The sequence below is a fragment of the Kocuria sp. PD6 genome (genome assembly GCF_031844145.1).
Taxonomy (GTDB): domain Bacteria; phylum Actinomycetota; class Actinomycetes; order Actinomycetales; family Micrococcaceae; genus Kocuria; species Kocuria marina.
On record NZ_JAUZUS010000002.1, the window covers coordinates 271,361 to 294,700 of the forward strand.

A 23,340-nucleotide genomic window follows, 5' to 3' on the forward strand; every position below is an offset into this window, starting at 1 on the left:
GTGGTGTGGATCGGTGCTGGCCAGTGCTCAGGGCCGGCGTCGTCGTTGCCGGTGCGCCGACCACGCCAGATAGGCACCCAGGGAACCGGTCGCGCCCAGGCCCGTGCTGAGCACCGGCAGCTGCCAGGACCGGCGCCGCACCGGGTCGGAGGCGGCCAGATCACCGAGGCCACGCACGAACGCGGCCGCCAGGATCGCCAGCCCCAACCGGTGGCCTGCCGATTCCAGGCGGTCCACGAGAGGGTCCAGTTCTGCGGTGCGCAGGTGCAACTCGGGGCCCCCGGCCTCGAGCATGGCCTGGACGCGGCGCAGCTGCTCGGGCAGCTCAGCGGTGAGATCCAGGACATCGGTCCCTGCCTGGGACAGGCGTCCGGCGATGGCGGAGGGGGAGTAGCGCTCCAGCAGCAGACCGTGGGCGTAGGGCCGCAGGACCTCACCGAGCTGGAACTGGGGGTCCAGCATCGTCCCCACACCCTCGGCCATCAACAGCATCTTCAGCAACAAGGAGAACTCCCGCGGCAACTGCAGATGATGGCGGCGCAGGACCGCGTGAACTTCCTTGATGAGGCCCCCGACCGGGATCTCGCCCAAGGGGCGCCCCGAGTAGAGGGCCACGACAGGGGCCAGGTCCCCGGCCAGGGCGGGGATGTTCACCGGGTGCCGGGAGGTGGTCAGCTGGGCCAGGGCGGTGGCGATCCGCCGCGGGTTCTGGCGCACCAGGGCCAGCAACAGGGCCCCGAGACGTGCCCGCAGGTGCTCGTCGATGTCCCCGACCATGCCGAAATCGATCAGGGCGATGCGCCCGCCGGGTTCCACGAAGAGGTTGCCCGGATGCGGGTCGGCGTGGAAGAAGCCGTCCCGGAACACCATCTGGGCCACCGCACCGGCCGCCCGGCTCGCCAGGGCTGCCCGGTCGATCCCGGCGGCCTCGAGCCCGGCCAGGTCACTGATCTTCAGCCCGTGCATCCGCTCCAGGGTCAGCACCCGGGAGGTGGTGGTCTCCCAGAAGACCCGGGGGATGCGGATGTCGTCGTTGCCGGCGAAGTTCGCCGCGAAACGTTCGGCGTTGCGCCCTTCGGCGAGGTAGTCCAGTTCCGCCCGCAGCGTGACGGCGAACTCCTCGGCGATGCCGGTCACGTCGTAGTCGGCGGCGGCCTCCCAATAGCGGCTGGCCCGTGCGGCCACGTTCTGCAGGATCTCCAGGTCTTCTTGGACCTGGGCGGCGACCTCGGGCCGACGCACCTTGACCACCACCTCGGTGCCGTCGGCCAGGCGGGCCGCATGGGCCTGTCCCAGCGACGCACTGGCCAGAGGGGTCTCCTCGAAGGCGGCGAACACCTCCGAAGGGGCGTGGCCGAGCTCGCCCGCGATCAGCTCCGTGATGACCGGCCCGGGCACCGGTGGGGCGGAGTCCTGCAACCGGGACAGCTGCTCCCGCTACGGTTCGGGCAGCAGATCCGCCCGGGTCGAGAGCACCTGCCCGAACTTGACGAACACCGGTCCCAGTTGCTCCAGGGCCAGACGCAGGTGCTCGGGATTGGTGTAGGGCTCCTCGCGCTGTTCGTGGCCCAGCAGCCCGTGCTCCACCGGCAGCCACCGGTGCAGCCCGGCCGCCCCGATCCCGAAGCCCAGTCCGTGACGAGCCAGGACCTCGGTGATCTGACGGAACCGCTCGGCGTGGTGGTCGGTCATGGCCTCAGCTCCCCACGGTGGAGGCAGCGCGGCCTTGCGCGCTGGGGGGCGGGGGGCCCACCGCGGTGAGCGGCACCTTCCAGACCTGGCCGGGGCTCAGGGTTCTCTCCAGGCCCTCGGCACACACCCGGATGGGTGCGGCCGAGCAGGGATGAAGGCGCATCGCCATGGTGTGCCGGGTGAGGCTGACGCTGATCGGCTGGCCCCGGTACCGGAGCTGGAAAGAGGCCGCGGCCATCTCCTCGGGCAGCACCGGGTGCAACCACAGGGCCTCGGCCCGGGTCTCCACGCCCCCGTAGCAGCGCATCACCATGTCGGCGGTTCCGGCCATCGCCCCGAGGTGGATCCCTTCGCGGGTGGTCCCGCCCTGGGTGTCGTCGAGGTCGGCCCGCAGGGCGTGGTCGAACAGGGTCCAGGACCGGGCCCGATCGGTGCGGGCCAGCACCCAGCCATGGGCCAGCCGGCTGAGGGTGGAGCCGTGGCTGGTGCGGGCCAGGTAGTAGTGGACCGTGCGGGGAATGAGGTCCGGGGGCAGGGCGTAGCCCAGGCGGGCGAAAAGTCCGCGCAGTTCCTCGGCGGAGAACAGGTAGAAGAGCATCAGCACGTCGGCCTGTTTGGAGAGCTTGTAGCGGTTGGTGGAGTCACCCTCGGCCTGGAGGATGAGATCCAGCCGGCCGATGTTGCCGTAGCGGGCGCGGTAGGCCTGCCAGTCGAACTCCTCCAGGTCCTCGTAGCCCTCGAACTGGCTGATGATGCCGTCCGCGTGCCAGGGCACGCGCAGCCGTCGGCTGATCCGGTCCCAGCGCGCGGTCTCCTCGTGGGCCAGGTGCAACCGGCGCCACAGCGGGTCGCAGTCGTGGCCGGCCAGCAGCTCGACGGTTTCTCCGGCGCGGGCCAGGACCCAGGCGGCCAGGACGTTGGTGTAGGTGTTGTTGCGCACTCCCTGGCCGGGGGCGTGGGGGTAGCCGTCGTGGTACTCGTCCGGGCCCATCACCGCGGTGATGTCGAAGCGGTCCTCGACAGGGTCGTGGACGGCCAGGCTGCTGAACAGCCGGGCCACCTCGATGATCAGCTCCGCGCCGTAGTCGGTGAGGAAGCCGATGTCGGCGGTGGCCTGGTAGTACTGCCACACGCTGTAGGCCACGGCCAGCCCGACGTGGCGTTGACGGTGGGAGTTGTCGGGCATCCACTGCCCGTTGCGGACGTTGAACAGCGTTCTCGGCGTCTCCTCCCGCCCGTCGCTGCCGGACTGCCACGGGAACAGCGCCCCTGCCAGTCCTGCTTCCCGGGCCGCAGTCCGGGCCGCCCCGAGGCGTCGATGACGGTAGCGCAGGAAGGACCGGGTCAGCTCCGGCCGGCGCAGGGTGAGCATGGGGTAGACGAAGATCTCGTCCCAGAAGATGTGGCCGCGATATCCCTCCCCGTGCAGGCCGCGGGCGGGCAGTCCGGCGTCCAGGTCCAGGCCCGCTGCCGCGGCCGTTTGCAGCACATGGAAGATGTGCAGGTTCAGCGCCAGCTCCTGGGCGGGGCCGGCCTCCAGGCTGATGCCGAAGCGGTCCCACAGCTCCGCCCAGGCCTTCTCCTGGTCCCCCAGCAACAGAGCGAACCCGGGGGTCTCACCGATCTTCGAGGTCACGTCCAGGGCGGGGGTGGAGATTGCCCGGTCCCGGGAGGTCGCCACCGCCGCGGTCTTCTCCAGGGTCACCGGCTGCCCGGGACGCAGCACCAAGGTGATCTCGTGCCCCAGCCTGTGGCCGGGAACCAGGCGCCGGCCGGTCTGAGCGGAGCCGGGGGCGACCCGGGTGCGGGCGGCGGTGGCCACCGTGACGCCGGACTGGGTCGTGGCCGCTACGTAGAGCACCGTTTCCGCATCCAACTCCCGGGACTCCACCGGAGCCCAGTGTTCGCCGGCCAACTGACGATCAGCGATCACGTTGCGGTTGGACACCGCGGCGTTGACGGCGGATTCGACGATCAGCTCCCCGGACCAGTCCTCGGCCTCCACGGTGACCTCCAGGGCGGCCAGGTGCGGGTCGGCCAGGCTGTGCAGCTGCCGGGAGGTGACCCGGGTGGTGCGCCCGGTCGCGTCACGGTAGCGGTTGGTGCGGGTCAGCACCCCGTGGCGCAGATCCAGGAGCTGGTGGTGAGCGATCATCTCCGGGCACCCCGGGTGCAGCAGGGGCCCCTGCGCCGGGCGCACGCTCAGGTACGTCCAGTCGGGGGCGTTGACCAGGTGCTCTGTCTCGAACGGGTGCCCGGCCAGATCGGTGGTGCGGCGGTTGTAGATACCGGCGAAATAGGTCCCGGGGTAATGGGTCCCGTCGGCGGTGCTGCCCGGCACCGCCCCGCGGGTGGCCCAGTACCCGTTGCCCAGGGTGCACAGGGCTTCGCGGGTGCCTTCCTGCGTCGGGTCGAACCGGTCATAGACCAGCCGCCACCCGTCGGTCGTGGCGGTGACCGCCCCACCGCACCACGACCCTCGGTGCTCCACCGGCGCGGCGTCCTCGCTCAGGGGTACCAGCGGCACCGCCCGAAGGTCCTCCACCACGAGATGGGCACCAGCTGCCGCCAGCTCGTGGGCGGCCCCGGTGCGGTCGACCCCTATGACCTGGCCGAATCCTCCGGCGGTGGCTGCTGCGACCCCGGCGGTGGAGTCTTCGATCACCACGGCCTGGGCCGGTGGGACCTCCAGGCGGCGTGCCGCTTCCAGGAAGACGGCCGGGTCCGGTTTGCCCGGCATCCCCAGCCGCTGCGCGTCGGTGCCGTCCACGCGCACGGTGAACAGGTGCCCCACCCCGGCCGCCGCCAGCACCGCGGCACTGTTGCTGCTGGAGGTCACCAGGGCCGTGGGCACCCCCCGGGCCACCAGCGCGCCCAACAGCACCAGGGCGTCGGGGAACGCCCGCACCCCCTGCCGGGTCAGCTCCGCGGCGAAGAGCTCCTGCTTGCGGGCGGCCAGCCCGTGGACGGTGAGCAGCTGCGCACCGTCACCGGGCCCGCCCTCGGGCACACTGATCCCGCGGGAGGCCAAGAAGGTGCGCACCCCCTCGGGTCGGGGGCGCCCGTCCAGGTAGGCCCGGTAGTCCGTCTGCGCGTCGAAGGGCGCCTGCCCAGTGCCGCCCAGCTCGGGGAGGACCTCGTCGAAAACGGCTTTCCACCCCCGGGCGTGCATCCCGGCGGTGTCCGTGAGGACCCCGTCCATGTCGAAGACGACCGCACGATACCCCTCATCCGTGCGGGCCGGGCCCGGAAGCAGGTGTTCCAGGTACATCAGCAGCACCCCTGTCCGCGCGGGGCGCTGCTGGTGGGGGCGGAGGGCCAGCGCCAACCGCTGATCTTCGGGTCGTCCTCCCCATGGGCCCGGGTGTAGGCCCGGGCCCGTACCCGTTCCTCGACCATGCGCTGCCGCAACGGGGCGGCGGCCTCGGCCAGACCGGGCACCCGGTCGATGACGTCGATGACCAGGTGGAACCGGTCGAGGTCGTTGAGCATGACCACGTCGAAGGGGGTGGTCGTCGTGCCCTCCTCCTGGAAGCCGCGCACATGGAAGTTGCCGTGGTTGGTCCGGCGGTAGGTCAGCCGGTGGATCAGCGACGGGTAGCCGTGGTAGGCGAAGATCACCGGACGGCTGGTGGTGAAGATCGCGTCGAACTCCGCCTCCGGCAGCCCGTGCGGGTGCTGGCTGGCCGGTTGCAGGCGCATCAGATCCACCACGTTGACCACGCGCACCACCAGCTGCGGCAGGTGCTGGCGCAACAGGTCCACGGCCGCGAGGGTCTCCAGGGCCGGCACGTCCCCGGCGCAGGCCAGCACCACATCGGGCAGCACCGGCCCACCGCGTGTCCCGGAGTGGGCCGGTGAGGCGGCATCGGGAGCGGTCGCGGGTTCGTTGCCGGCCCATTCCCAGATGCCCACACCGCGGCGGCAGTGCAATGCCGCCTCCTCCATGGACAGGTAGGACAGGGCGGGTTGCTTGCCGGCGACGATGAGATTGATGTAGTCGCGGCTGCGCAGGCAGTGCTCGGCCACCGACAGCAGCGTGTTGGCGTCCGGGGGCAGGTAGACGCGCACGATCTCGGCTTTCTTGTTGACCAGGTGGTCGATGAAGCCGGGGTCCTGGTGGGAGAACCCGTTGTGGTCCTGACGCCACACGTGAGAGGTCAGCAGGTAGTTCAGCGAGGCGATCGGTCGGCGCCAGGGGATCTCCCCGGCGACCTTCAACCACTTGGCGTGCTGGTTCACCATGGAGTCCACGATGTGGATGAACGCCTCGTAGCAGGAGAACAGCCCGTGCCGGCCGGTGAGCAGGTATCCCTCCAGCCAGCCCTGGCACAGGTGCTCGGAGAGCACCTCCATCACCCTCCCGGAGCGGCCCAGGCCCTCGTCGGTGGGCAGCATCTGCGCCTCCCACACCCGGTCGGTGACCTCGAAGACCGCGCTGAGCCGGTTGCTGGCCGTCTCGTCGGGGCCCATCAGCCGGAAGGTGCGCGGATTGTCCCGGATCACGTCGCGCACCCAGGTGCCCAGCACCCGGGTGGCCTCGTGAACCGTGGCTCCGGGGGACTCCACGGGCACGGCGTAGTCGCGGACATCGGGCAACCGCAAGGGTTCCAGCACGGCGCCACCGTTGGTCACCGGGTTCGCGCTCATCCGGCGGGTGCCCTCCGGGGCCAGCTGGGCCAGCTCGGGGACCAGCGCCCCGGCGGCGTCGAAGAGCTCCTCGGGGCGGTAGGAGCGCAACCACTGCTCCAGCTGGCGCAGATGCTGGGGATTGTCCCGCAGACCGGACAGGGGCACCTGGTGGGAACGCCAGGTGTTCTCGGTAGGCACCCCGTCCACCTCCGCGGGCCCGGTCCACCCCTTAGGGGTGCGCAGCACGATCACCGGCCACCGCGGGAACTCCGGGGCGGTGCCCTCCCGGGCCTGACTCTGGATGCGACGGATGTCCTCGAGCACCTCCTCCAGCACGGCCGCGAACCGTTGGTGCACCTGGGCCGGGTCGCTCCCGCTGACCAGATACGGTTCGTGCCCGTATCCGCGCAACAGGCTCATCAGGTCCTGCTCGGGAATCCGGGCCAGCACGGTCGGGTTGGCGATCTTGTAGCCGTTCAGGTGCAGGATCGGCAGCACGGCTCCGTCGTGGACGGGGTCCAGGAACTTGTTGGAGTGCCAACTGGCCGCCAGCGGCCCGGTCTCGGCTTCCCCGTCCCCGATGACGCAGGCCACCAGCAGGCCCGGGTTGTCGAAGGCCGCCCCATAGGCGTGCATCAACGAATACCCCAGCTCCCCGCCTTCGTGGATGGACCCGGGGGTCTCCGGAGCCACGTGGCTGGGGATCCCCCCGGGGAAGGAGAACTGCCGGAACAGGCGCCGCAACCCCTCGGTGTCCCGGCCGATCCCCGGGTAGACCTCGCTGTAGGTCCCCTCCAGATACGCGCAGGCCACCAGCCCCGGGCCCCCGTGGCCGGGTCCGGTCACATACATCGCCTCCAACTCCCGGGCCTTGATCACCCGGTTCAGGTGCGCGTAGATCAGGTTCAGCCCCGGGGTGGTCCCCCAGTGCCCCAGCAGGCGGGGCTTGAGGTGCTCCACGGACAACGGCTCCCGCAGCAGCGGGTTGTCCAGGAGGTAGATCTGCCCCACCGACAGGTAGTTCGCCGCCCGCCACCACGCATCCAGCCGGGACAGTTCGGTCTCGCTCAACGGCTGTGGGCCCACGAGGGCGGGTGCCGTGGTTTCGGGAGTGGTCATCGGGCTCTTCCTCTTCTTCGGCGAGAACGGGTCAGGATCGGGTCGTACCGGGGAGCCGGGGTTACCGGTCTCCCACAGGTGTCAGCGCCGGTTCCGTGCGAGCCGCAGGGCTCGGCTGCGGGGGTTCCGGCAACCGCAGCCGCTTCAGCAGCAAAGCGTTCACCGCGACGATGAAGCTGGAGCCCGACATCGAGATCGCCGCCATCTCCGGGCTGAGCACGACACCGAACGGCACGAACACGCCGGCGGCAATGGGCAAGGCGATGACGTTGTAACCGACGGCCCAGAACAGGTTCTGCCGCATTTTCCGCACGGTCCCGCCCCCGATCCGCAGGGCGATCGGCACATCCAGCGGATCCGAGCGCATCAGCACCACATCGGCGGTCTCGATGGCCACATCGGTGCCGGCCCCGATGGCCACGCCTAGGTCCGCCTGGGCCAGGGCCGGGGCGTCGTTGACCCCGTCACCGACCATCGCGACCTTCTTCCGGCTGCCCTGGAGCTCGGCGATCTTGCGGGACTTGTCCTCGGGCAGGACCTCGGCGATAACCGTGTCGATGCCCAGCTGCCCGGCGATGCGCCGGGCGGTGGCCTCGTTGTCACCGGAGAGCATCACCACCTCGATGCCGGCCTCGTGCAGGGCGCTCACCGCCGCCGCCGCGGTGTCCCGGGCGGCGTCGGCCAGGGCGATCACGGCCGCCGCCCTCCCGTCCACCGCCACCAGCACCGCCGTCCTCCCGGTCGAGGCCAGCTCGTCGCGCACCCCCGCCAGGGAACCCAGCTCGATCCCGCGGTCGGCCATGAGCTTGCGGTTGCCCACCAGCAACCGGTGCCCCTGGACCGCGGCCCCAGCCCCGTGCCCGGGCACGTTGGTGAAGTCCGAGGCCGTGTACAACGGGGCGCCGCGCTGGAGGGCGTGGCGCACGACCGCGGTCGCCAGCGGGTGCTCGGACTCCCGCTCGACCGCCGCCACCAGGCTCAGCAGCTCCAGCTCGTCGATGCCCTCCACGACGACGTCGGTGACCTCGGGTTCGCCCTTGGTGAGGGTCCCGGTCTTGTCCATCACCACCGTGTCGATGTGGGCGGCGGTCTCCAGGGCGGTGGCGTTCTTGAACAGCACCCCCCGCTTGGCCCCCAAACCGGTGCCCACCATGATCGCCGTAGGTGTGGCCAGTCCCAGCGCATCCGGGCAGGTGATCACCACCACGGTGATGGCGAACAGCAACGCGGTCGGCACCGCAGCGCCCAGCGCCAGCCATATCGCGAACGTGGCGGTGCCGCCCACCAAGGCCACGAACACCAGCCAGAACGCGGCCCGGTCGGCCAAGCGCTGCCCGGGGGCCTTGGAGTTCTGCGCCTCCTGCACCAGCGCGACGATCTGCGCCAACGCGGTGTCCGCACCGACCTTGGTGGCCCGGACCCGCACAGTGCCGGTGGTGTTGATCGAGGCGCCGATCACCTCGGAGCCGACCGACTTCGACACCGGCAGGCTCTCTCCGGTGACCATCGACTCGTCGATCTCCGACTGGCCCTCCTCCACCACCCCGTCCACCGGGACCTTGGCACCGGGCCGGATCAGCAACAGGTCCCCGACCTGGACCTGGGCGGTGGGCACCTCCACGGTCTCGGTCCCCCGGATCACCACCGCCGCCGGGGGCGCCAGCTCCAGCAGGGTGCGGATCGCCTCACTGGCCCCGCCTCGGGCCCGCATCTCCAACCAGTGGCCCAGCAGCACGAAGGACGCCAGGACCGTCGCCGCCTCGTAGAACACCTCCCCACCACCGGTGAGAGTGACATAGAGGCTGTACAGCCACCCCGACCCCACCCCGATGGCCACCAGCACCATCATGTCCAAGGTCCGGGCCCGCAGGGCCCGGAAGGCGCCGTCGAAGAAGATCCAGGCCGAGTAGAAGATCACCGGCAACGACAGCAGCAGCGCGAACACATCGTCGCGCAGCCCCAACGGGGCCGGGACGTCGAAGCCGAACATGTCCCGACCCATCGGGGACCACAGTGTGACCCCGATGGAGAGCAGTGCCGCGACCAGGAACCGGTTGCGCATGTCGCGGACCATCTCGTCCATCGACATCATGTGCCCACCGTGCCCGCCATGGCCCATCACCTCACCCGGAGCCGGCGCGGCACGCCGACCGTCGCCGAGGTGTCCGCCGTGTTCCCCGGCCGGTTCCTGCCCATGCTCCTGACGACCCGCATGCCCAGCACGGCCTCCCGCCTCCGCCGCCGTCCTCACCGCAGCTGCGGTGGTGCCGGCGGACCCGGCGTGGTGGGGGTGGACGGGTGCCCCGGTTCCGGATGAGTCCGTGCTCATCGGCGCGCAGATGTGCTCGGGCACCGCCGCGCCGCGGCAGTGGTACCCGCACTCCTGCACCCAGCCGGTGATCTCAGCGACAGAAGTCCGATCCGGGTCGTAGGTCACCGTGGCCGTTTGGGACACCGCATTGGCCTCCACCGACACGACCCCTGGCCGTTGCAGCAGCGTCTTCTCGATGACGGGCTCAGAGGTGGCCCAGTGCAGCCCGGACACTTCAACGACAGTGTGCAGAGTCGATGGAGCCATCTGGTGTTCTCCTTATGATTGAGGGGCATTGCGAGTTCCCCGGCCCAGAGCCCATACGGCGGAGAGTACTCCGCCGTGCAAAGCACGGTGGGGTGGGGTGGTCGGAGAAGCGTTGGGGCTCAGCGCCACGGCGCTGCAGACACCCCCGGATACCGGCCGAGGAGTCCGGCGTGCAGACGTGCTGCCCGCGGGCTCCTGGGCACCGAAGAGAGGGCCTTCCACCACCTGAGCCCCCGCCACAGGGAATCGTTTCCAGAAGCGCTGCACGGACCAGGGTGCGGAAGTGCGTACCGACCGGCATCTCATCCTCGACTGCTCCTCCGGAGCACTCCACACCAGCACGCCAGCCGTGCCTCGGCGCCCACTGTTCCCCGCCGTGTCCTGCTGTCCCGCCCCGCCCGCAGCGGCCTCATCGCAGGAATGGTGACCCATGCGGTCCTCCGGCAGAGCCGGGGCCCCAAAGGCGGTGGATTCCACGGTGCTCCTTCCCGACCTTGTCCGCTGGGCACCAGGGCCCATCCCTGCCTCTAGATGTAGCCCAAGAACACCCCGTGAAGACCGCACGGCAGGAATCTTCAACGAATCTTCATCGGTAACCCGTCACCTCTTTCTTCTGTGCAATTACCGTGGTAGGGGAAGTCGTTCGTGGTCTTCGTGCAGGACATGGGCCCCGGACCGTCTTCTGTCCTTGTTCCTACCGGATCGGAGTCCTGTCGTGCCCTCATCGTCCCCCTCCCGTGAGGGCAAGAGCCTTGACCGGCGTCGCTTCCTGAAGTTCGGGACTGCGGGCCTGGTGGTGGTCGGTGGTGGCGCCCTGGCCGGCACCCGGTTCTTCGGCGACCCGACCCCGGTGGGACCCGGCGGCGCGGCGGTCTCGGCGGCCGAGGCCGGGCGGGCCACCACGGGCAAGGTGGTGCGCCGGCAGCTGCGGGCGGCCCCGGCCACGGTGGATCTGGGGGGCCGCACGGTACGGACCTGGGCCTACGAAGGCACCGTGCCCGGCCCCGAGATCCGCCTCAGCGCCGGGGACCAGCTGCAGGTGCGGCTGGTCAACGACCTCCCGGAGGACACCACCGTGCACTGGCACGGGCTGGCGCTGCGCAACGACATGGACGGGGTGCCCGGGGTGACCCAGGACCCGGTGGCCCCCGGCACGGCTTTCGACTACAGCTTCGTGGTGCCGGACCCGGGCACCTACTGGTTCCACCCCCACGTCGGGGCGCAACTGGACCGAGGGCTGCAGGCCCCGTTGATCGTGGAGGACCCGGCCGAGCCGGGGGACTACGACCAGGAAGTCGTGCTGGTCCTCGACGACTGGACCGACGGCTGGGGGGAGAGCCCCGAGGCCATCGTGGAGCGGATGGCCCGCGAGGGCATGGACATGGGTGGCATGTCCGGCATGGAAGACATGGGGCACATGGGCATGGGTGGCATGGACATGGAGGGATCGATGCCCTCGGCTGACCAGCCCTTGGGGGCTGATACCGGGGACGTGTCCTATCCGGGGCATCTGATCAACGGGCGCCTGCCGCAGGACCCGTTCGTGATCACCTCCGCTCCCAGACGGCGCATCCGGTTGCGGATCATCAACGCCGGTGGGGACACCGCCTACCGTTTTGCCGTGGGGGGGCACCGCCTGAGCGTGACGCACACCGATGGTTTCCCCGTGGTCCCGGTGGAGGTCGACACTCTGATCATCGGGATGGGTGAACGCTACGACGTGGTGATCACCACCGGTGACGGGGCCTTCCCGGTGGTGGCGGTCCCGGAAGGCAAGGACGCGGCCCCGGCGCAGGCCGTGCTGCGCACCGCTTCCGGCGCCACCCCGGCTCCCGGTGCCCGTCCGGGGGAGCTGACGGGGCGGTTGCTGCGCTACACCGATCTGGCCCCCACCGAAGCCGCCGCCCTGGAGGTCCGGGAACCGGACCGGGAACTGGAGCTGGCCCTGCAGATGGTCGACGGTGGCCGCCAGTGGGTCCTCAACGGGGTCCCGTTCGGGGAGCACACCCCCCTGGAGATCCGTCCCGAGGAGCGGGTGCGGCTGGTGATGCGCAACGAGTCGATGATGTTCCACCCCATGCACCTTCACGGGCACACCTTCGCCCTGGCCGGGCAGGCCGGGCCCGGGATCCGCAAGGACACGATCAACGTGCTGCCGATGGAAACCCTGGCCGTGGACTTCCAGGCCGACAACCCCGGGCAGTGGCTGGTGCACTGCCACAACATCTACCACGGCGAACTCGGGATGATGACCGTGGTCTCCTACCGGGCCTGAACAGCCCTGTCAGCGGCCTTCGAGCCCAGGCACCTGATGGGCGCCCTCGCCGTCCAGGAGCCCGGGGGGCACGTCTGGGTGGGCGGGGACGTCTCGAGGCGAGGAAGACCGATGACCAGGCTGGCTTCTGCGCCGATGTAGGGTCCCTGCTGTTGGTGACCGGCGACCGGTTGCAGGAGGTCATCGCGGTGATTGGGATGAGCAGCGATCATGGGTCCACCGACCTTGTCGAGCCGGGCCGGACGACGGTTCATTGGTGTCGCGCTGGGCTGTGATGCTCTGTCGAGTCCATGCGGGTGCACCAGGAGGTGGAGACCATGCCGAGGATGTCCGCCCTGGAAGCCTCCTTCTGTCGCAGCGCGCCGTGGAGTGTGGTGGCCCGGTGGATGGTTCCCTGGGCGACCCAAGGGTTTCCCGTCACCGGGGACGTGCTGGAGATCGGCGGAGGCAGCGGGGTTATGGCCGAAGCCATCGCCGGAGCCAATCCTCAGGTGCGGCTCATCGCGACCGACGCCGATCCGGTGATGGTTCAGGCCGCCCAGCAGCGCCTGGCCCGATTCCCCCGGGCGCAGGCGCGTCCGGCCGATGCCACCCGGCTGCCCTTCGAGGACGGGGCCTTCGACACCGTGGTGAGCTTCCTGATGCTCCACCATGTGATCCAGTGGGAACGTGCGGTGGGTGAGGCAGCCCGGGTCCTGCGGCCGGGCGGGGTGTTGGTGGGATACGACCTGCTGGCCTCCCGCGCCGCTTCCTGGGTGCACTGGGCCGACCGGTCACCGCACCGGCTCATCGAACCTGGAGCCTTCGAACCAGCCCTGAGACAAGCCGGCCTTGACCCGATCAGCCTCAGATACTCCCTCGGGGATCGGGTGCTCCGTTTCATCACCTGGAAGCCAAGCCGAGCCACGGACGATCCCGGCGATGACATCACGTCGAGGAGGAGCCGGTGAACACGGTACCGCTCACCCGGCAAGGAGCTCAAGACGAACTTGATCGGTTGCGCGCCGACTTCCACCTTTCGATGGCAGTAGCGCCCCCGGCGGGTCTGCTCCGGCCTACGGCCGGGACCCGGTGGGCCGACGGGCAGCTGCTGTTTCACATGTTCTTCGGTTATTTGGTCCTTCCGCGCCTGTTGTCGCTGGTCCGCCTGATGAGCCGCCCCCGCCCCGATCAGCCGGACCATCGCCCAGGTCCTGGAAGCCAGCGCCGAACCGTTCCACATCATCAACTATCCTCAGCTACCGCCGCACGGCTCGTCCGGCTCACGGACCCCGTCTGATCCGGTAACGCGACCGCACCACTGGCGCCCTGCCCGCTCGGCTCGAGACCGAGCCTGCGCAGACGCTGAACCGTGGGATGCACATATGGTGCACCGGGGTCCTCCTACCCCCGGGGTGGATGAGCCTTACCGAGAGCTACCACTACGGCACCCAGAACTACGACCACCACCTGTAGCAGCGGGCGCCCCTGGCGCATCCGTGAAACCCTCCGGTCTGAGCGCGTCCATGCTCGAGTGGGACTATCGCAGTAACGGTGTAAGAGGCCCAATCACCCCGAGAGGGGCTGGAGGGTCGACATGAGCGAGAAGATCGAGACACTGGTGGACGTGAGCCCACCGAAGCCCGGTGACGAGCCGGAAGACAACGCGCAGCTGAGCGCGGCCGACCAGGACACCGTCCGGGAACTGGTCCGCGCCGCCCGCGCCAGCGGGGCGGCGTTGACCGGCCCCGGCGGGCTGTTGAAGCAGCTGACCAAGATGGTCGTCGAGGCCGCCCTGGACGAGGAGATGAACGAACACCTCGGCTACGAACCTGGCGACCCGCAAGGCCGGAACCGGGGCAACTCGCGCAACGGGAAACGGGCAAAGACGGTGATCACCGACAACGCCGGCCCCGTCGAGATCGAGGTTCCACGGGACCGGCAGGCCAGCTTCGAGCCGGTGATCGTGCGCAAGCGCCAGCGGCGGCTGACGGACCTGGACCAGGTCGTCCTGTCCTTGTCGGCCAAGGGCCTGACCACCGGAGAGATCAGCGCCCACCTGGGCGAGGTCTACGGCGCCGACGTCTCCAAGGACACCGTCACCCGCATCACCGACCGCGTCATCGAGGAGATGCAGGCGTGGTGGGCCCGGCCCTTGGAGCAGGTCTACGCGGCGATCTTCATCGACGCCATCATGGTGAAAGTCCGCGACGGGCAGGTCCGCAACCGACCGGTGTACGCGGCGATCGGGGTGGACTTGGCCGGGCATAAGGACATCCTGGGGATGTGGGCCGGGGACGGCGACGGGGAGTCGGCAAAGTTCTGGTACGCGGTGCTCAACGACCTGAAGTCCCGCGGGGTCAAGGACGTCTTCTTCGTGGTCTGCGACGGGCTCAAGGGCCTTCCCGACAGTGTGAACGCGGTCTTCCCGCTGGCCACGGTGCAGACCTGCATCATCCATTTGATCCGCGGGACGTTCCGCTACGCCTCGAGGAAGTACTGGGACGAGATCGCCCGGGACCTCAAGCCCGTCTACACCGCCCCGACCGCGGCTGCCGCCGAGGCGGCCCTGGAAGAGGTGGAGGACAAGTGGGGCGCCCGCTACCCGGCGATCAGCCGACTCTGGCGCAACGCCTGGACCGAGTTCGTGCCCTTCCTGGACTACGACGTGGAGATCCGCCGGGTGATCTGCTCCACGAACGCCATCGAGTCCCTCAACGCCCGGTTCCGGAGGGCGGTGCGGGCCCGGGGGCACTTCCCGAATGAGCAGTCCGCGATGAAAACGCTGTACCTCGTCGTGCGATCCCTGGACCCGAAGGGCACCGGTCAGACACGATGGGTCACACGGTGGAAGCCGGCGCTGAACGCCTTTGCCATCACCTTCGCCGACCGGATGCCGGCAGCGGAGAACCACTAACCATGGAAACGCCTCTTACACCGTTAGAGCGGCTCTGTCGCACTTTCGGTGGTGCGATGTGTTGACGGTTGGTTCGTGCTTCCGGGCTTTCTCATGATGGGGCATGGTTGATGCGAAAATGCTGGTCGAGATGGTGTTCTCGGGGCTGTCGGCGTTGGTGATCGAGGGGATCGAGGACACTGGCGGAATGCTCGTGGTTCGCGCGTCGACACGTGGCGGAGCGGTGGAGTGCCCGTCGTGCGGGACGCTGACTCGGACGGTCCATGCCTTCCATGAGCGGATGCCGGCGGACGTGCCGGTCGATGGGCGTCGCGTGCTGATCCGGGTGCGGGTACGCCGGATGCGGTGCCGGTCATCTGGCTGTGCGCGGCAGACCTTCCGGGAGCAGGTCCCGGGGTTGCTGGAGCGCTATCAGCGGCGCACGGTCCGGTTGACCGGACAGCTGCACTGCGTCGTTCGCGAGCTTGCCGGCCGTGCGTCGGCCCGATTGCTGCCGGTCATGGGGATCACCGCGGGACGGGACACCGCACTGCGGACGCTGCTGGGCATCGCGCTGCCCGAGCGGGCGGTGCCCAGTGCGCTGGGGATTGACGACTTCGCGCTGCGCCGCAGCTGCAGCTACGCCACCGTCCTCATTGACGCCGACACCGGCACCCGGATCGACGTGATTCCCGGACGCGGAACCCAGACCGTCGCGGACTGGCTGCGCACGCACCCTGGGGTGCGGATCGTGTGCCGTGACGGCTCAACGGCCTACGCCCAGGCCGTGCGGGAGGCGCTGCCCGGCGCCGTCCAGGTCGCCGACCGGTGGCACCTCTGGCATGGCCTGGCCGAGACCGTGGTCAAGGAGGTCGCCGCGCATTCGGCGTGCTGGGCCGGGGCGACCGGGCTGCAGGACGGCCCTCGGGCCCGCACCACAGCACAGCGCTGGGCCCAGGTGCACGGGCTGCTGGGAAAGGGCGTCGGACTGCTGGAGTGCTCCCGGCGGCTGGGCCTTGGGCTGAACACCGTCAAGCGGTATGCCCGCGCCGACGCACCCGAACGCCTCCAACGTGTTCCGCAGTACCGGCCTACGCTCGTGGATCCCTACCGGGAGCATCTGCGCACCCGTCGTGTCGAAGACCCCGGTGTCCCGGTCCAGCAGCTTCTGCGCGAGATCCGCGAGTTGGGCTACCAGGGCAGTGCGAACCTGCTGACCCGGTATCTCAGTCAGGGCCGTGCCGAGGACGACAGGGCCCATCTCTCACCACGCCGCGCGGCGCGCCTGCTACTGAGTGCGCCGGACAAGCTCACCGCCGGTCAGCAGGAGCGCCTTGGCCAGATCGCCCTCGCGTGCCCCGAGATCACCGCCCTGCACGGCCTGGTGGGAGCATTTGCCGCCCTCCTGAAGCCCGTTGAGGCAAATGCCGCCGGGCTCGAACAGTGGATCCATGCCGCACGTACGGCGGACCTGCCGCACGTGCACTCCTTCATCCGCGGGATCGAGCAGGACCGCGATGCCGTCGTCGCCGCGCTCACCACGCCGCGCCATAACGGCAGGACCGAGGGTGTGAACACCCGCACGAAGATGCTCAAGCGGCAGATGTACGGACGCGCAGGATTCACCCTGCTCCGCCACCGCATCCTCCTAGCCTGAGCGCCTTCTACCCCACCACCGAAAGTGCGACAGAGCCGTTAGAGCGACAGTCCCGCTCGAGTGAAGATTCCTTCCCCGGATCGAGAGGTTCCCTGGGCCGTTGGTCAGGGTTCCTCGGGACAGGGGCTCGGTGAGCTAGGAGCGCACCAGACGGGCGATGGCCTCGGAAGCTTCCTGAAGCTTGGCCTCGGCGGCATCGCCACCCAGCTTGGCTGCGTCCACGACGCAGTGCTTCATGTGCTCATCGAGCAGTCCCAGTCCGACGTTGCGCAGCGCGGAGGTCAGGGCAGAGATCTGGGTGAGGATGTCGATGCAGTACTGCTCCTCGTCGATCATCCGGTGGATGCCCCGGGCCTGGCCTTCGATCCGCTTGAGGCGGGCCAGGTATCGGTCCTTGTCACTGATGTAGCCGTGGGTGGTGTGGCACTCGGTGGAGGTGGCGTCCATGGTGGTGTCCTTGTTCTTGGCGGGCTCGCGGCCCCGGGCCAGCGCGGGGCTGGGTCGGGGCCGCAGATCGGTGGTGGGCGGGCGGGTCAGCCGGCGTGGGCGTACGTGGTTGGGTCGGCGTCGAAGAGGGCCCCGCAGGTGGCGCAGCACAGCCAGTATCGTTGGCCGGCGTTGTCACGGCTCAGTCCTGCGGCCTCGGTCTCGGTCTTGATGACCATGTTGCCGGGCATCACGGGGCACTCGGCGACCTCCTCCCCGGAGGCGCCGGTGAGATGGCCGACTGCGGTTTCGTGGCGATGACCGTGCTCCTCGTGGTGGTCAGGACCGTGGTGATGGCACATGGGGGTGTTCTCCTCGGTCCATGGGGCAGGCGTGGGATCAGGCGTTCTGGAGGTGCCTCACACCCAGGCGAGAGCGGGCAGGGGAGCCCCGATGGTTCACTGCCCGGCTGGTGAAGGCGCGCAGGCGGAGACTGTTGCTGACCACGAAGACGGACGAGAAGGCCATCGCGGCTCCGGCGAGCATCGGGTTGAGCAGACCGAGAGCGGCCAGCGGGATCGCGGCCACGTTGTAGGCGAAAGCCCAGAACAGGTTGGTCTTGATCGTGGCCAGGGTCTTGCGGGCCAGGCGGATCGCATCGGCGGCCGCGCGCAGGTCCCCGCGCACCAAGGTCAGGTCGGCGGCCTGGATCGCGGCGTCGGTGCCGGTGCCCATGGCCAGACCCAGATCGGCCTGGGCCAGGGCCGCGGCGTCGTTGACCCCGTCACCGACCATGGCCACGACCTTGCCCTTCGCCTGCAGCTCGGTGACGACACGGACCTTGTCCTCGGGCAGCACCTCAGCGATGACCTGATCGATGCCGACCTGAGCGGCGACCTGGGCGGCCGCGGCCTGGTTGTCACCGGTGAGCAGCACCGGGGTCAGGCCCAGGGCGCGGAAGGAGGCGATGGCCTCAGCACTGGTGTCCTTGATCGCATCGGCGACCACCAGCACCCCGCGGACTTCCCCGTCCCAGGCCACGACCACGGCGGTCCGCCCGGCGGCCTCAGCGGCCGCCTTGGCGGCTGAGAGGTCCGCGGGCAGGGTCAGCGACCACTCGGCGAGCAGGGATTCGCGGCCCACGGCCACCAGATGCCCCTCGACGATTCCCTGCACCCCACGCCCGGCAAGATTTTGGAACGATTCCACGGTCGGCAGGACACCGACCTGATGTGAGGCGCCGCGGGCGATGGCCTGGGCGATGGGGTGCTCGGAGGCGTGCTCGAGCGCCCCGGCCAGGCGCAGCACCACGGTCTCCTCGGTGCCGGGCGCGGTGTGCACGCCCTGCAAGGTCATCGTGCCGGTGGTGACGGTGCCGGTCTTGTCCAGGACGATCGTGTCGATGCGGCGGGTGGACTCCAGCACCTCGGGGCCCTTGATCAGGATGCCCAGCTGCGCACCGCGGCCGGTGCCCACCAGCAGCGCGGTGGGGGTGGCCAGGCCCAGGGCGCACGGGCAGGCGATGATCAGCACCGCCACCGCGGCGGTGAACGCGGCCGTGACCGGGAACCCGGCACCGAGCCAGGCGGCCAGGGTGGCCACGGCGACGGCGATGACGACGGGCACGAACACCCCGGAGATCCGGTCTGCCAACCGCTGGACCTCGGCCTTGCCGGACTGGGCGTTCTCCACCAGCTGGGCCATCCGGGCCAGTTGGGTGTCCGAACCCACCCGGGTGGCTCGGATAACGAGCCGGCCACCGGCGTTGACGGTGGCCCCGGTGACCGTATCACCGGCCTCGACCTCCACGGGCACGGACTCACCGGTGAGCATCGAGGCGTCCACCGCACTGACCCCGCTGAGGACCACACCGTCGGTGGCGATCTTCTCCCCGGGCCGGACCACGAACTCATCCCCCACGGCCAGGTGGTCGGTGGGGATGCGGGTCTCCACCCCGTCGCGCAGCACGGCCACGTCCTTGGCGCCCAATTCCAGTAGGGCGCGCAGGGCGGCCCCGGCCTGGCGCTTGGAGCGCTTCTCGAAGTACCGGCCCCCCAGGATGAACAGGATCACCCCGGCGGCGACCTCCAGGTAGATGTTCCCCGCCCCGTCCGTGGGGGCCACCGACAGCTCGAAGGGGTGGGTCATGCCCGGGGTGCCGGCGGTGCCGAAGAACAGGGTGTAGAGCGACCACAGGAACGCCGCGGTGGTGCCCATCGAGATCAAGGTGTCCATGGTCGCCGCACCATGGCGCAGGTTGGTGAACGCAGCCTTGTGGAAGGGCCACCCGGCCCAGACGATCACCGGGGCGGCCAGGACCAGGGACAGCCACTGCCAGTAGGGGAACTGCCACGCGGGGATCATCGCCATCGCGATCACCGGAACCGACAGCACCACCGCACCGATCAACCGGTGGCGCAAAGACAGCAGCTCCAGGTCGCGGCGGTCCACACCGTCATCGGCAGTACCGCCCCCGGGCCCCTGGGCGGGTGGGGGCAGCTGGGCCGAGTACCCAGCACTCTCCACCGCGGTGATCAGCGCCTGCGGATCATAGCCGGCCGGAGCACTGACGCGGGCCTTCTCCGTGGCGTAGTTGACCGTGGCGGTGACACCGTCGAGCTTGTTGAGCTTGCGCTCGATCCGATTGGCGCACGAGGCGCAGGTCATCCCGCTGAGCTCAAGCTCGAGGTCGGTGCCCAGGGCCTGTTGCGGGGTTGAAGGTGCCGGCATGGGGTGCTTCTTTCTCCCGAGATGAGCGCCACCGGTCCGGCCGCAACTGTCTCAGCGATAGGTCAGTGGTGGGTCAGTGATCGTCGTGGCCATCGGCCGCGGTATCGGCAGGATCTTGAGCTGGGGTGCGCCCGGGGTCGGCGGGATGGTTTTTCACGGCTTCTTGCGCCTGTTGTGTCCAATCCGCCACCGTCTCCTCGGGCACTACGGCCCCGGCCGCGGCGAAGGATGCGGCGAAGATCACCGCCAGCCCCGTCGCATACGCCCCCAGTCGTCCGGCGGCGTTCACGCCGACCGCACGACCTGGTAGCCGGCTTCCTCGACCGCGGCGATGACCGCCGCCTTGTCCACCGGCTCGGCGCTGGTGACAGACAGCTGACCCGTCTGGTGGCTGACCTGAACACCTGTCACGCCTGCAACCTCCTGGACCTCCTCGCGCACCGACATCTCGCAGTGCCCGCAGGTCATCCCGGTCACCTGGAACTGAGTGGTCGCCATGGTTTCGCCCTTTCAACTGGTTACCCCTAGGGGGTATCTGTACAAGTACAGATATACCCCGGGAGGGTAAAGCTGTCAAGGTGTGTCGGGAGAGGGAAACCGCGGCCGGCGAAGGGACATGACAGGGCGTGCCCGGGGTGTCACCGGCGTCCAAAGCGGCAGCACGGCATTCCCCGACATGGAGCGGGGCGGTGTCGGCAACCCGTGAGCATCACAGGATAGGCCCGAGGCGCTGGCCTGCGTATGACCCCGGAGCCTCTGTTGCCCATCAGGCCAGGTGCCCATCGCGCACCCACCACCACGCCACCCCCTGGTCGCTGGGTCGTGGGTTGGAATGTGCCCCCTGCCCAAAAACACCCCAGCAGCAACCAGGCCCTCGATGCCCCGGTCTCTGTTGAGGTCCGTCCTGACCGATGGCTGCATCACGCTCATGGCCGGCTCCTCTGGTCGCAGGCCCTCCCCGATGCCACGATGACCCCACAGGACCGAGCGCACCCAGTCCGGAGCCGAAAACTCCTTCGAGCGCAGCAACCACACATCGTTGCCCTACCTTTGCGGCGGACAAGTCCAAAGCCCCGGTGAGGCCCCGGACTCGCCCAGGCCCTCCGTAAAGGGGTGCCGTGGCTGTGCTCCGTCCGGGCTTCAGGAACGGGACTGTCTCCTGCGAAGGCGGACAACCGTTCCCGGCGCTCTTCCGTGGACGTCGGTGGGACGGGACCCTCTCTTCCCGTCAGGGGGTGCTCACCGGTGCTGATATGCACGTCGGTCCGGGCGGCCACCCCTACCGCGGCCGCACGTCGGTGACCCGCAGGGCCAGGGTGGCATGCTGAGCACCCGTGCCCGGAGTGGCCGTCACGCCCAGCAGCGCTGACATCCCGGACTCCCCTCGGGGGCACGACCCGGGCGTGCAGGGAACGCGGACACCAGGGCCGCCATCATCTCCCACACACGCGTCGGGAGGCCACACCATCAAGACGGCTGGTGTGCTGCGCCGTCGTGGTGAGCCGTGCGACGGCTCAGATGCGGATGTCCTCGTAGAGCAGCGTGGAGATGTAGCGCTCCCCGAAGTCGCACACGACCGCGACGATCAGCTTGTCCCGGTTCTCCTCCTTGGCCGCCTCCTGCAGTGCGGCCCAGACGATCGCGCCGGAGGAGATCCCGCCGAGGATGCCCTCCTTGGTGCCCAGCTCGCGGGCCGTGCGCACGGAGTCCTCGACCGTCACGTCGTAGACGTCGTCGTAGATCTCCCGGTCGAGGATCGCGGGGATGAAGTTCGCCCCGAGGCCCTGGATCTTGTGCGGGCCGGCCTTGCCCTGGGTCAGCAGGGGGGAGTCGGCCGGCTCGACGACGATGAGCCGGACGTCCGGCTTCTGCTCCCGCAGGTAGCGGCCGGCGCCGGTGATGGTGCCGCCGGTGCCCACGCCGGAGACGAACACGTCGACCTTGCCGTCGGTGTCCTCCCAGATCTCGGGGCCGGTGGTCGCGTAGTGGACCGCGGGGTTGGCCTCGTTGGCGAACTGGCTCGCCAGGACGGCGTTGTCGGAGGCGTCCACGATCTCCTGGGCCTTCTCGACCGCGCCGCGCATGCCCTCCGCGCCGGGGGTCAGGACGATCTCGGCGCCGTAGGCGCGCAGCATGACGCGGCGCTCCGTGGACATGGTCTCGGGCATGGTCAGGATGACCTTGTAGCCGCGGGCGGCGCCGACCATGGCCAGGGCGATGCCGGTGTTGCCGGAGGTGCCCTCGACGATCGTGCCGCCCGGGCGGAGCTGGCCGGACTTCTCGGCGGCGTCGATGATCGACACGCCGATGCGGTCCTTCACCGAGTTCGCGGGGTTGTAGAACTCCAGCTTCACGGCGACGTTGCCGGGCAGGCCCTCGTCCAGCCGGTTGAGGCGGACGAGCGGGGTCCGGCCCACGAGCTCGGTGACGTCGTGGTAGATCTTCGCCATGTGTACTCCTTGGTGGTTGCGTAGTGACTGGGTGGGTGGGTGGGTGGGGTGGTCAACGTGTGGGTGATAGGCGGACCCATGTATTCACCGGCCCGGCACGTCACATCTGCACCGGCAGGCCCCGTTCCTGGCCTCAGACGGGGGTGAGGTAGGTGCCGGAGAGGTTCTGCAGCTGGTAGATCCATGCTGTCCAGATCCCGGAGACCATCAGCACCCCCACCAGGACCAGCAGGGAGCCACCGGCGATGTTGACCAGGCGCAGGTGCCGACGGATGAAGGACAGGGTGGCCGAGACCCAGTTCACGCCCAGGGCCACCAGGACGAAGGGGATGCCCAGCCCCAGGCAGTAGACGAAACCCAGCAGGGCTCCGCGCCAGGCGGTGCCGGTGGTGGTGCTCAGCGCCAGCACCGCACTGAGGGTCGGGCCCATGCACGGGGTCCAGCCCAGGCCGAAGACCACCCCCAGCAGCGGGGACCCGGCCAGGCCCCTGCGTGGTTGCCAGGACAGTTTCACGGTGCGCTGCAGGAAAGACAGCCGCCCGATCAGCACCAGGCCCATGCCGATGACGAACGCCCCGAGGGTGCGGATCATCAGGTCCTGCCACTGCACCAACCACCCGCCGATGACCCCGAACGCGGCGCCGTAGAGGGTGAACACGGCGGCGAAACCCAGGATGAACAACCCCACCCCGGTGAGCACCCTGGACCGGTTGCCGGCAGCGGTCGGGTCGGTGAGCCCGGAGACGTAGCCCAGATACCCCGGCACCAGGGGCAGGATGCACGGGGAGATGAAGGAGACGATCCCGGCGATGACGGCCAAGGGAATGGCTACCAGCAGGGCCCCGGACTGGACGTTCTGGGCGAAAAATTCCCCGATGCTCATGATCCCACCCGCCCGCGCCTCTG

The 23,340-nt window shown here is 69.6% G+C and carries 16 protein-coding genes; 4 read left to right on the plus strand and 12 right to left on the minus strand.

Annotation, left to right across the window (positions count from 1 at the left end; genetic code table 11):
- Nucleotides 1–27: 27 nt before the first annotated feature.
- The 5 genes from Q9R22_RS02780 to Q9R22_RS02800 all read right to left on the minus strand — a co-directional run bounded on the left by Q9R22_RS02780 (nucleotide 28) and on the right by Q9R22_RS02800 (nucleotide 10,021).
- Complete coding sequence (locus tag Q9R22_RS02780) at nucleotides 28–1,419, minus strand: AarF/UbiB family protein (protein WP_311254019.1); 1,392 nt, start codon at nucleotides 1,417–1,419, stop codon at nucleotides 28–30.
- Between the two features lie 18 nt (nucleotides 1,420–1,437).
- Nucleotides 1,438–1,692: a hypothetical protein gene (locus Q9R22_RS02785; protein ID WP_311254020.1), complete on the minus strand. Its 255-nt coding sequence runs from the start codon at nucleotides 1,690–1,692 to the stop codon at nucleotides 1,438–1,440.
- A gap of 4 nt (nucleotides 1,693–1,696) precedes the next feature.
- Nucleotides 1,697–5,020 (minus strand): beta-phosphoglucomutase family hydrolase, encoded by a 3,324-nt coding sequence (locus Q9R22_RS02790; protein ID WP_219588388.1) that lies wholly within the window; start codon nucleotides 5,018–5,020, stop codon nucleotides 1,697–1,699.
- A complete protein-coding gene (locus tag Q9R22_RS02795; protein ID WP_101851210.1) occupies nucleotides 4,963–7,443 on the minus strand; it encodes a phosphoketolase in 2,481 nt (826 codons plus the stop codon). Before Q9R22_RS02795 ends, Q9R22_RS02790 begins: the two co-directional genes overlap by 58 nt.
- A 61-nt stretch (nucleotides 7,444–7,504) precedes the next feature.
- Nucleotides 7,505–10,021 carry a heavy metal translocating P-type ATPase gene (locus tag Q9R22_RS02800; RefSeq protein WP_311254021.1) on the minus strand — a complete coding sequence of 839 codons (2,517 nt, stop codon included), beginning with the start codon at nucleotides 10,019–10,021 and terminating at the stop codon, nucleotides 7,505–7,507.
- A gap of 715 nt (nucleotides 10,022–10,736) precedes the next feature.
- On the opposite strand from Q9R22_RS02800, the gene Q9R22_RS02805 reads away from it, so the two are divergent.
- The 4 genes from Q9R22_RS02805 (at nucleotide 10,737) to Q9R22_RS02820 (ending at nucleotide 16,828) form a co-directional block, all read left to right on the plus strand.
- Nucleotides 10,737–12,296 carry a multicopper oxidase family protein gene (locus Q9R22_RS02805; RefSeq protein WP_240505706.1) on the plus strand — a complete coding sequence of 520 codons (1,560 nt, stop codon included), beginning with the start codon at nucleotides 10,737–10,739 and terminating at the stop codon, nucleotides 12,294–12,296.
- Nucleotides 12,297–12,622: 326 nt separating this feature from the next.
- The gene (locus tag Q9R22_RS02810) at nucleotides 12,623–13,246 is read left to right on the plus strand and encodes a class I SAM-dependent methyltransferase (protein ID WP_298588070.1); all 624 of its coding nucleotides are present in this window, start codon (nucleotides 12,623–12,625) and stop codon (nucleotides 13,244–13,246) included.
- A 656-nt stretch (nucleotides 13,247–13,902) separates the two neighbouring features.
- Nucleotides 13,903–15,192, plus strand: a complete 1,290-nt coding sequence (locus Q9R22_RS02815; RefSeq protein WP_311254042.1) for an IS256 family transposase — start codon at nucleotides 13,903–13,905, stop codon at nucleotides 15,190–15,192.
- 103 nt (nucleotides 15,193–15,295) lie between these two features.
- Nucleotides 15,296–16,828 (plus strand): ISL3 family transposase, encoded by a 1,533-nt coding sequence (locus Q9R22_RS02820; protein WP_085107292.1) that lies wholly within the window; start codon nucleotides 15,296–15,298, stop codon nucleotides 16,826–16,828.
- A gap of 135 nt (nucleotides 16,829–16,963) precedes the next feature.
- On the opposite strand, the gene Q9R22_RS02825 is transcribed toward Q9R22_RS02820, so the two are convergent.
- From Q9R22_RS02825 to Q9R22_RS02855, 7 genes are all read right to left on the minus strand, one after another.
- Nucleotides 16,964–17,275 (minus strand): metal-sensitive transcriptional regulator, encoded by a 312-nt coding sequence (locus tag Q9R22_RS02825; protein ID WP_085107295.1) that lies wholly within the window; start codon nucleotides 17,273–17,275, stop codon nucleotides 16,964–16,966.
- Nucleotides 17,276–17,361: 86 nt separating this feature from the next.
- The gene (locus tag Q9R22_RS02830) at nucleotides 17,362–17,616 is read right to left on the minus strand and encodes a hypothetical protein (RefSeq protein WP_085107297.1); all 255 of its coding nucleotides are present in this window, start codon (nucleotides 17,614–17,616) and stop codon (nucleotides 17,362–17,364) included.
- A 37-nt stretch (nucleotides 17,617–17,653) separates the two neighbouring features.
- Nucleotides 17,654–19,984, minus strand: a complete 2,331-nt coding sequence (locus Q9R22_RS02835) for a cation-translocating P-type ATPase (protein WP_085107300.1) — start codon at nucleotides 19,982–19,984, stop codon at nucleotides 17,654–17,656.
- A gap of 73 nt (nucleotides 19,985–20,057) precedes the next feature.
- Nucleotides 20,058–20,273 (minus strand): hypothetical protein, encoded by a 216-nt coding sequence (locus tag Q9R22_RS02840; RefSeq protein ID WP_143467409.1) that lies wholly within the window; start codon nucleotides 20,271–20,273, stop codon nucleotides 20,058–20,060.
- Complete coding sequence (locus Q9R22_RS02845; protein ID WP_085107302.1) at nucleotides 20,270–20,482, minus strand: heavy-metal-associated domain-containing protein; 213 nt, start codon at nucleotides 20,480–20,482, stop codon at nucleotides 20,270–20,272. The genes Q9R22_RS02840 and Q9R22_RS02845 overlap by 4 nt, the downstream gene beginning before the upstream one ends.
- 1,016 nt (nucleotides 20,483–21,498) lie before the next feature.
- Nucleotides 21,499–22,434, minus strand: coding sequence for a cysteine synthase A (gene cysK / locus Q9R22_RS02850; protein ID WP_085107304.1), 936 nt, complete (start codon nucleotides 22,432–22,434; stop codon nucleotides 21,499–21,501).
- Nucleotides 22,435–22,567: 133 nt separating this feature from the next.
- A complete protein-coding gene (locus tag Q9R22_RS02855) occupies nucleotides 22,568–23,317 on the minus strand; it encodes a cytochrome c biogenesis CcdA family protein (RefSeq protein WP_085107306.1) in 750 nt (249 codons plus the stop codon).
- Nucleotides 23,318–23,340: the final 23 nt, after the last annotated feature.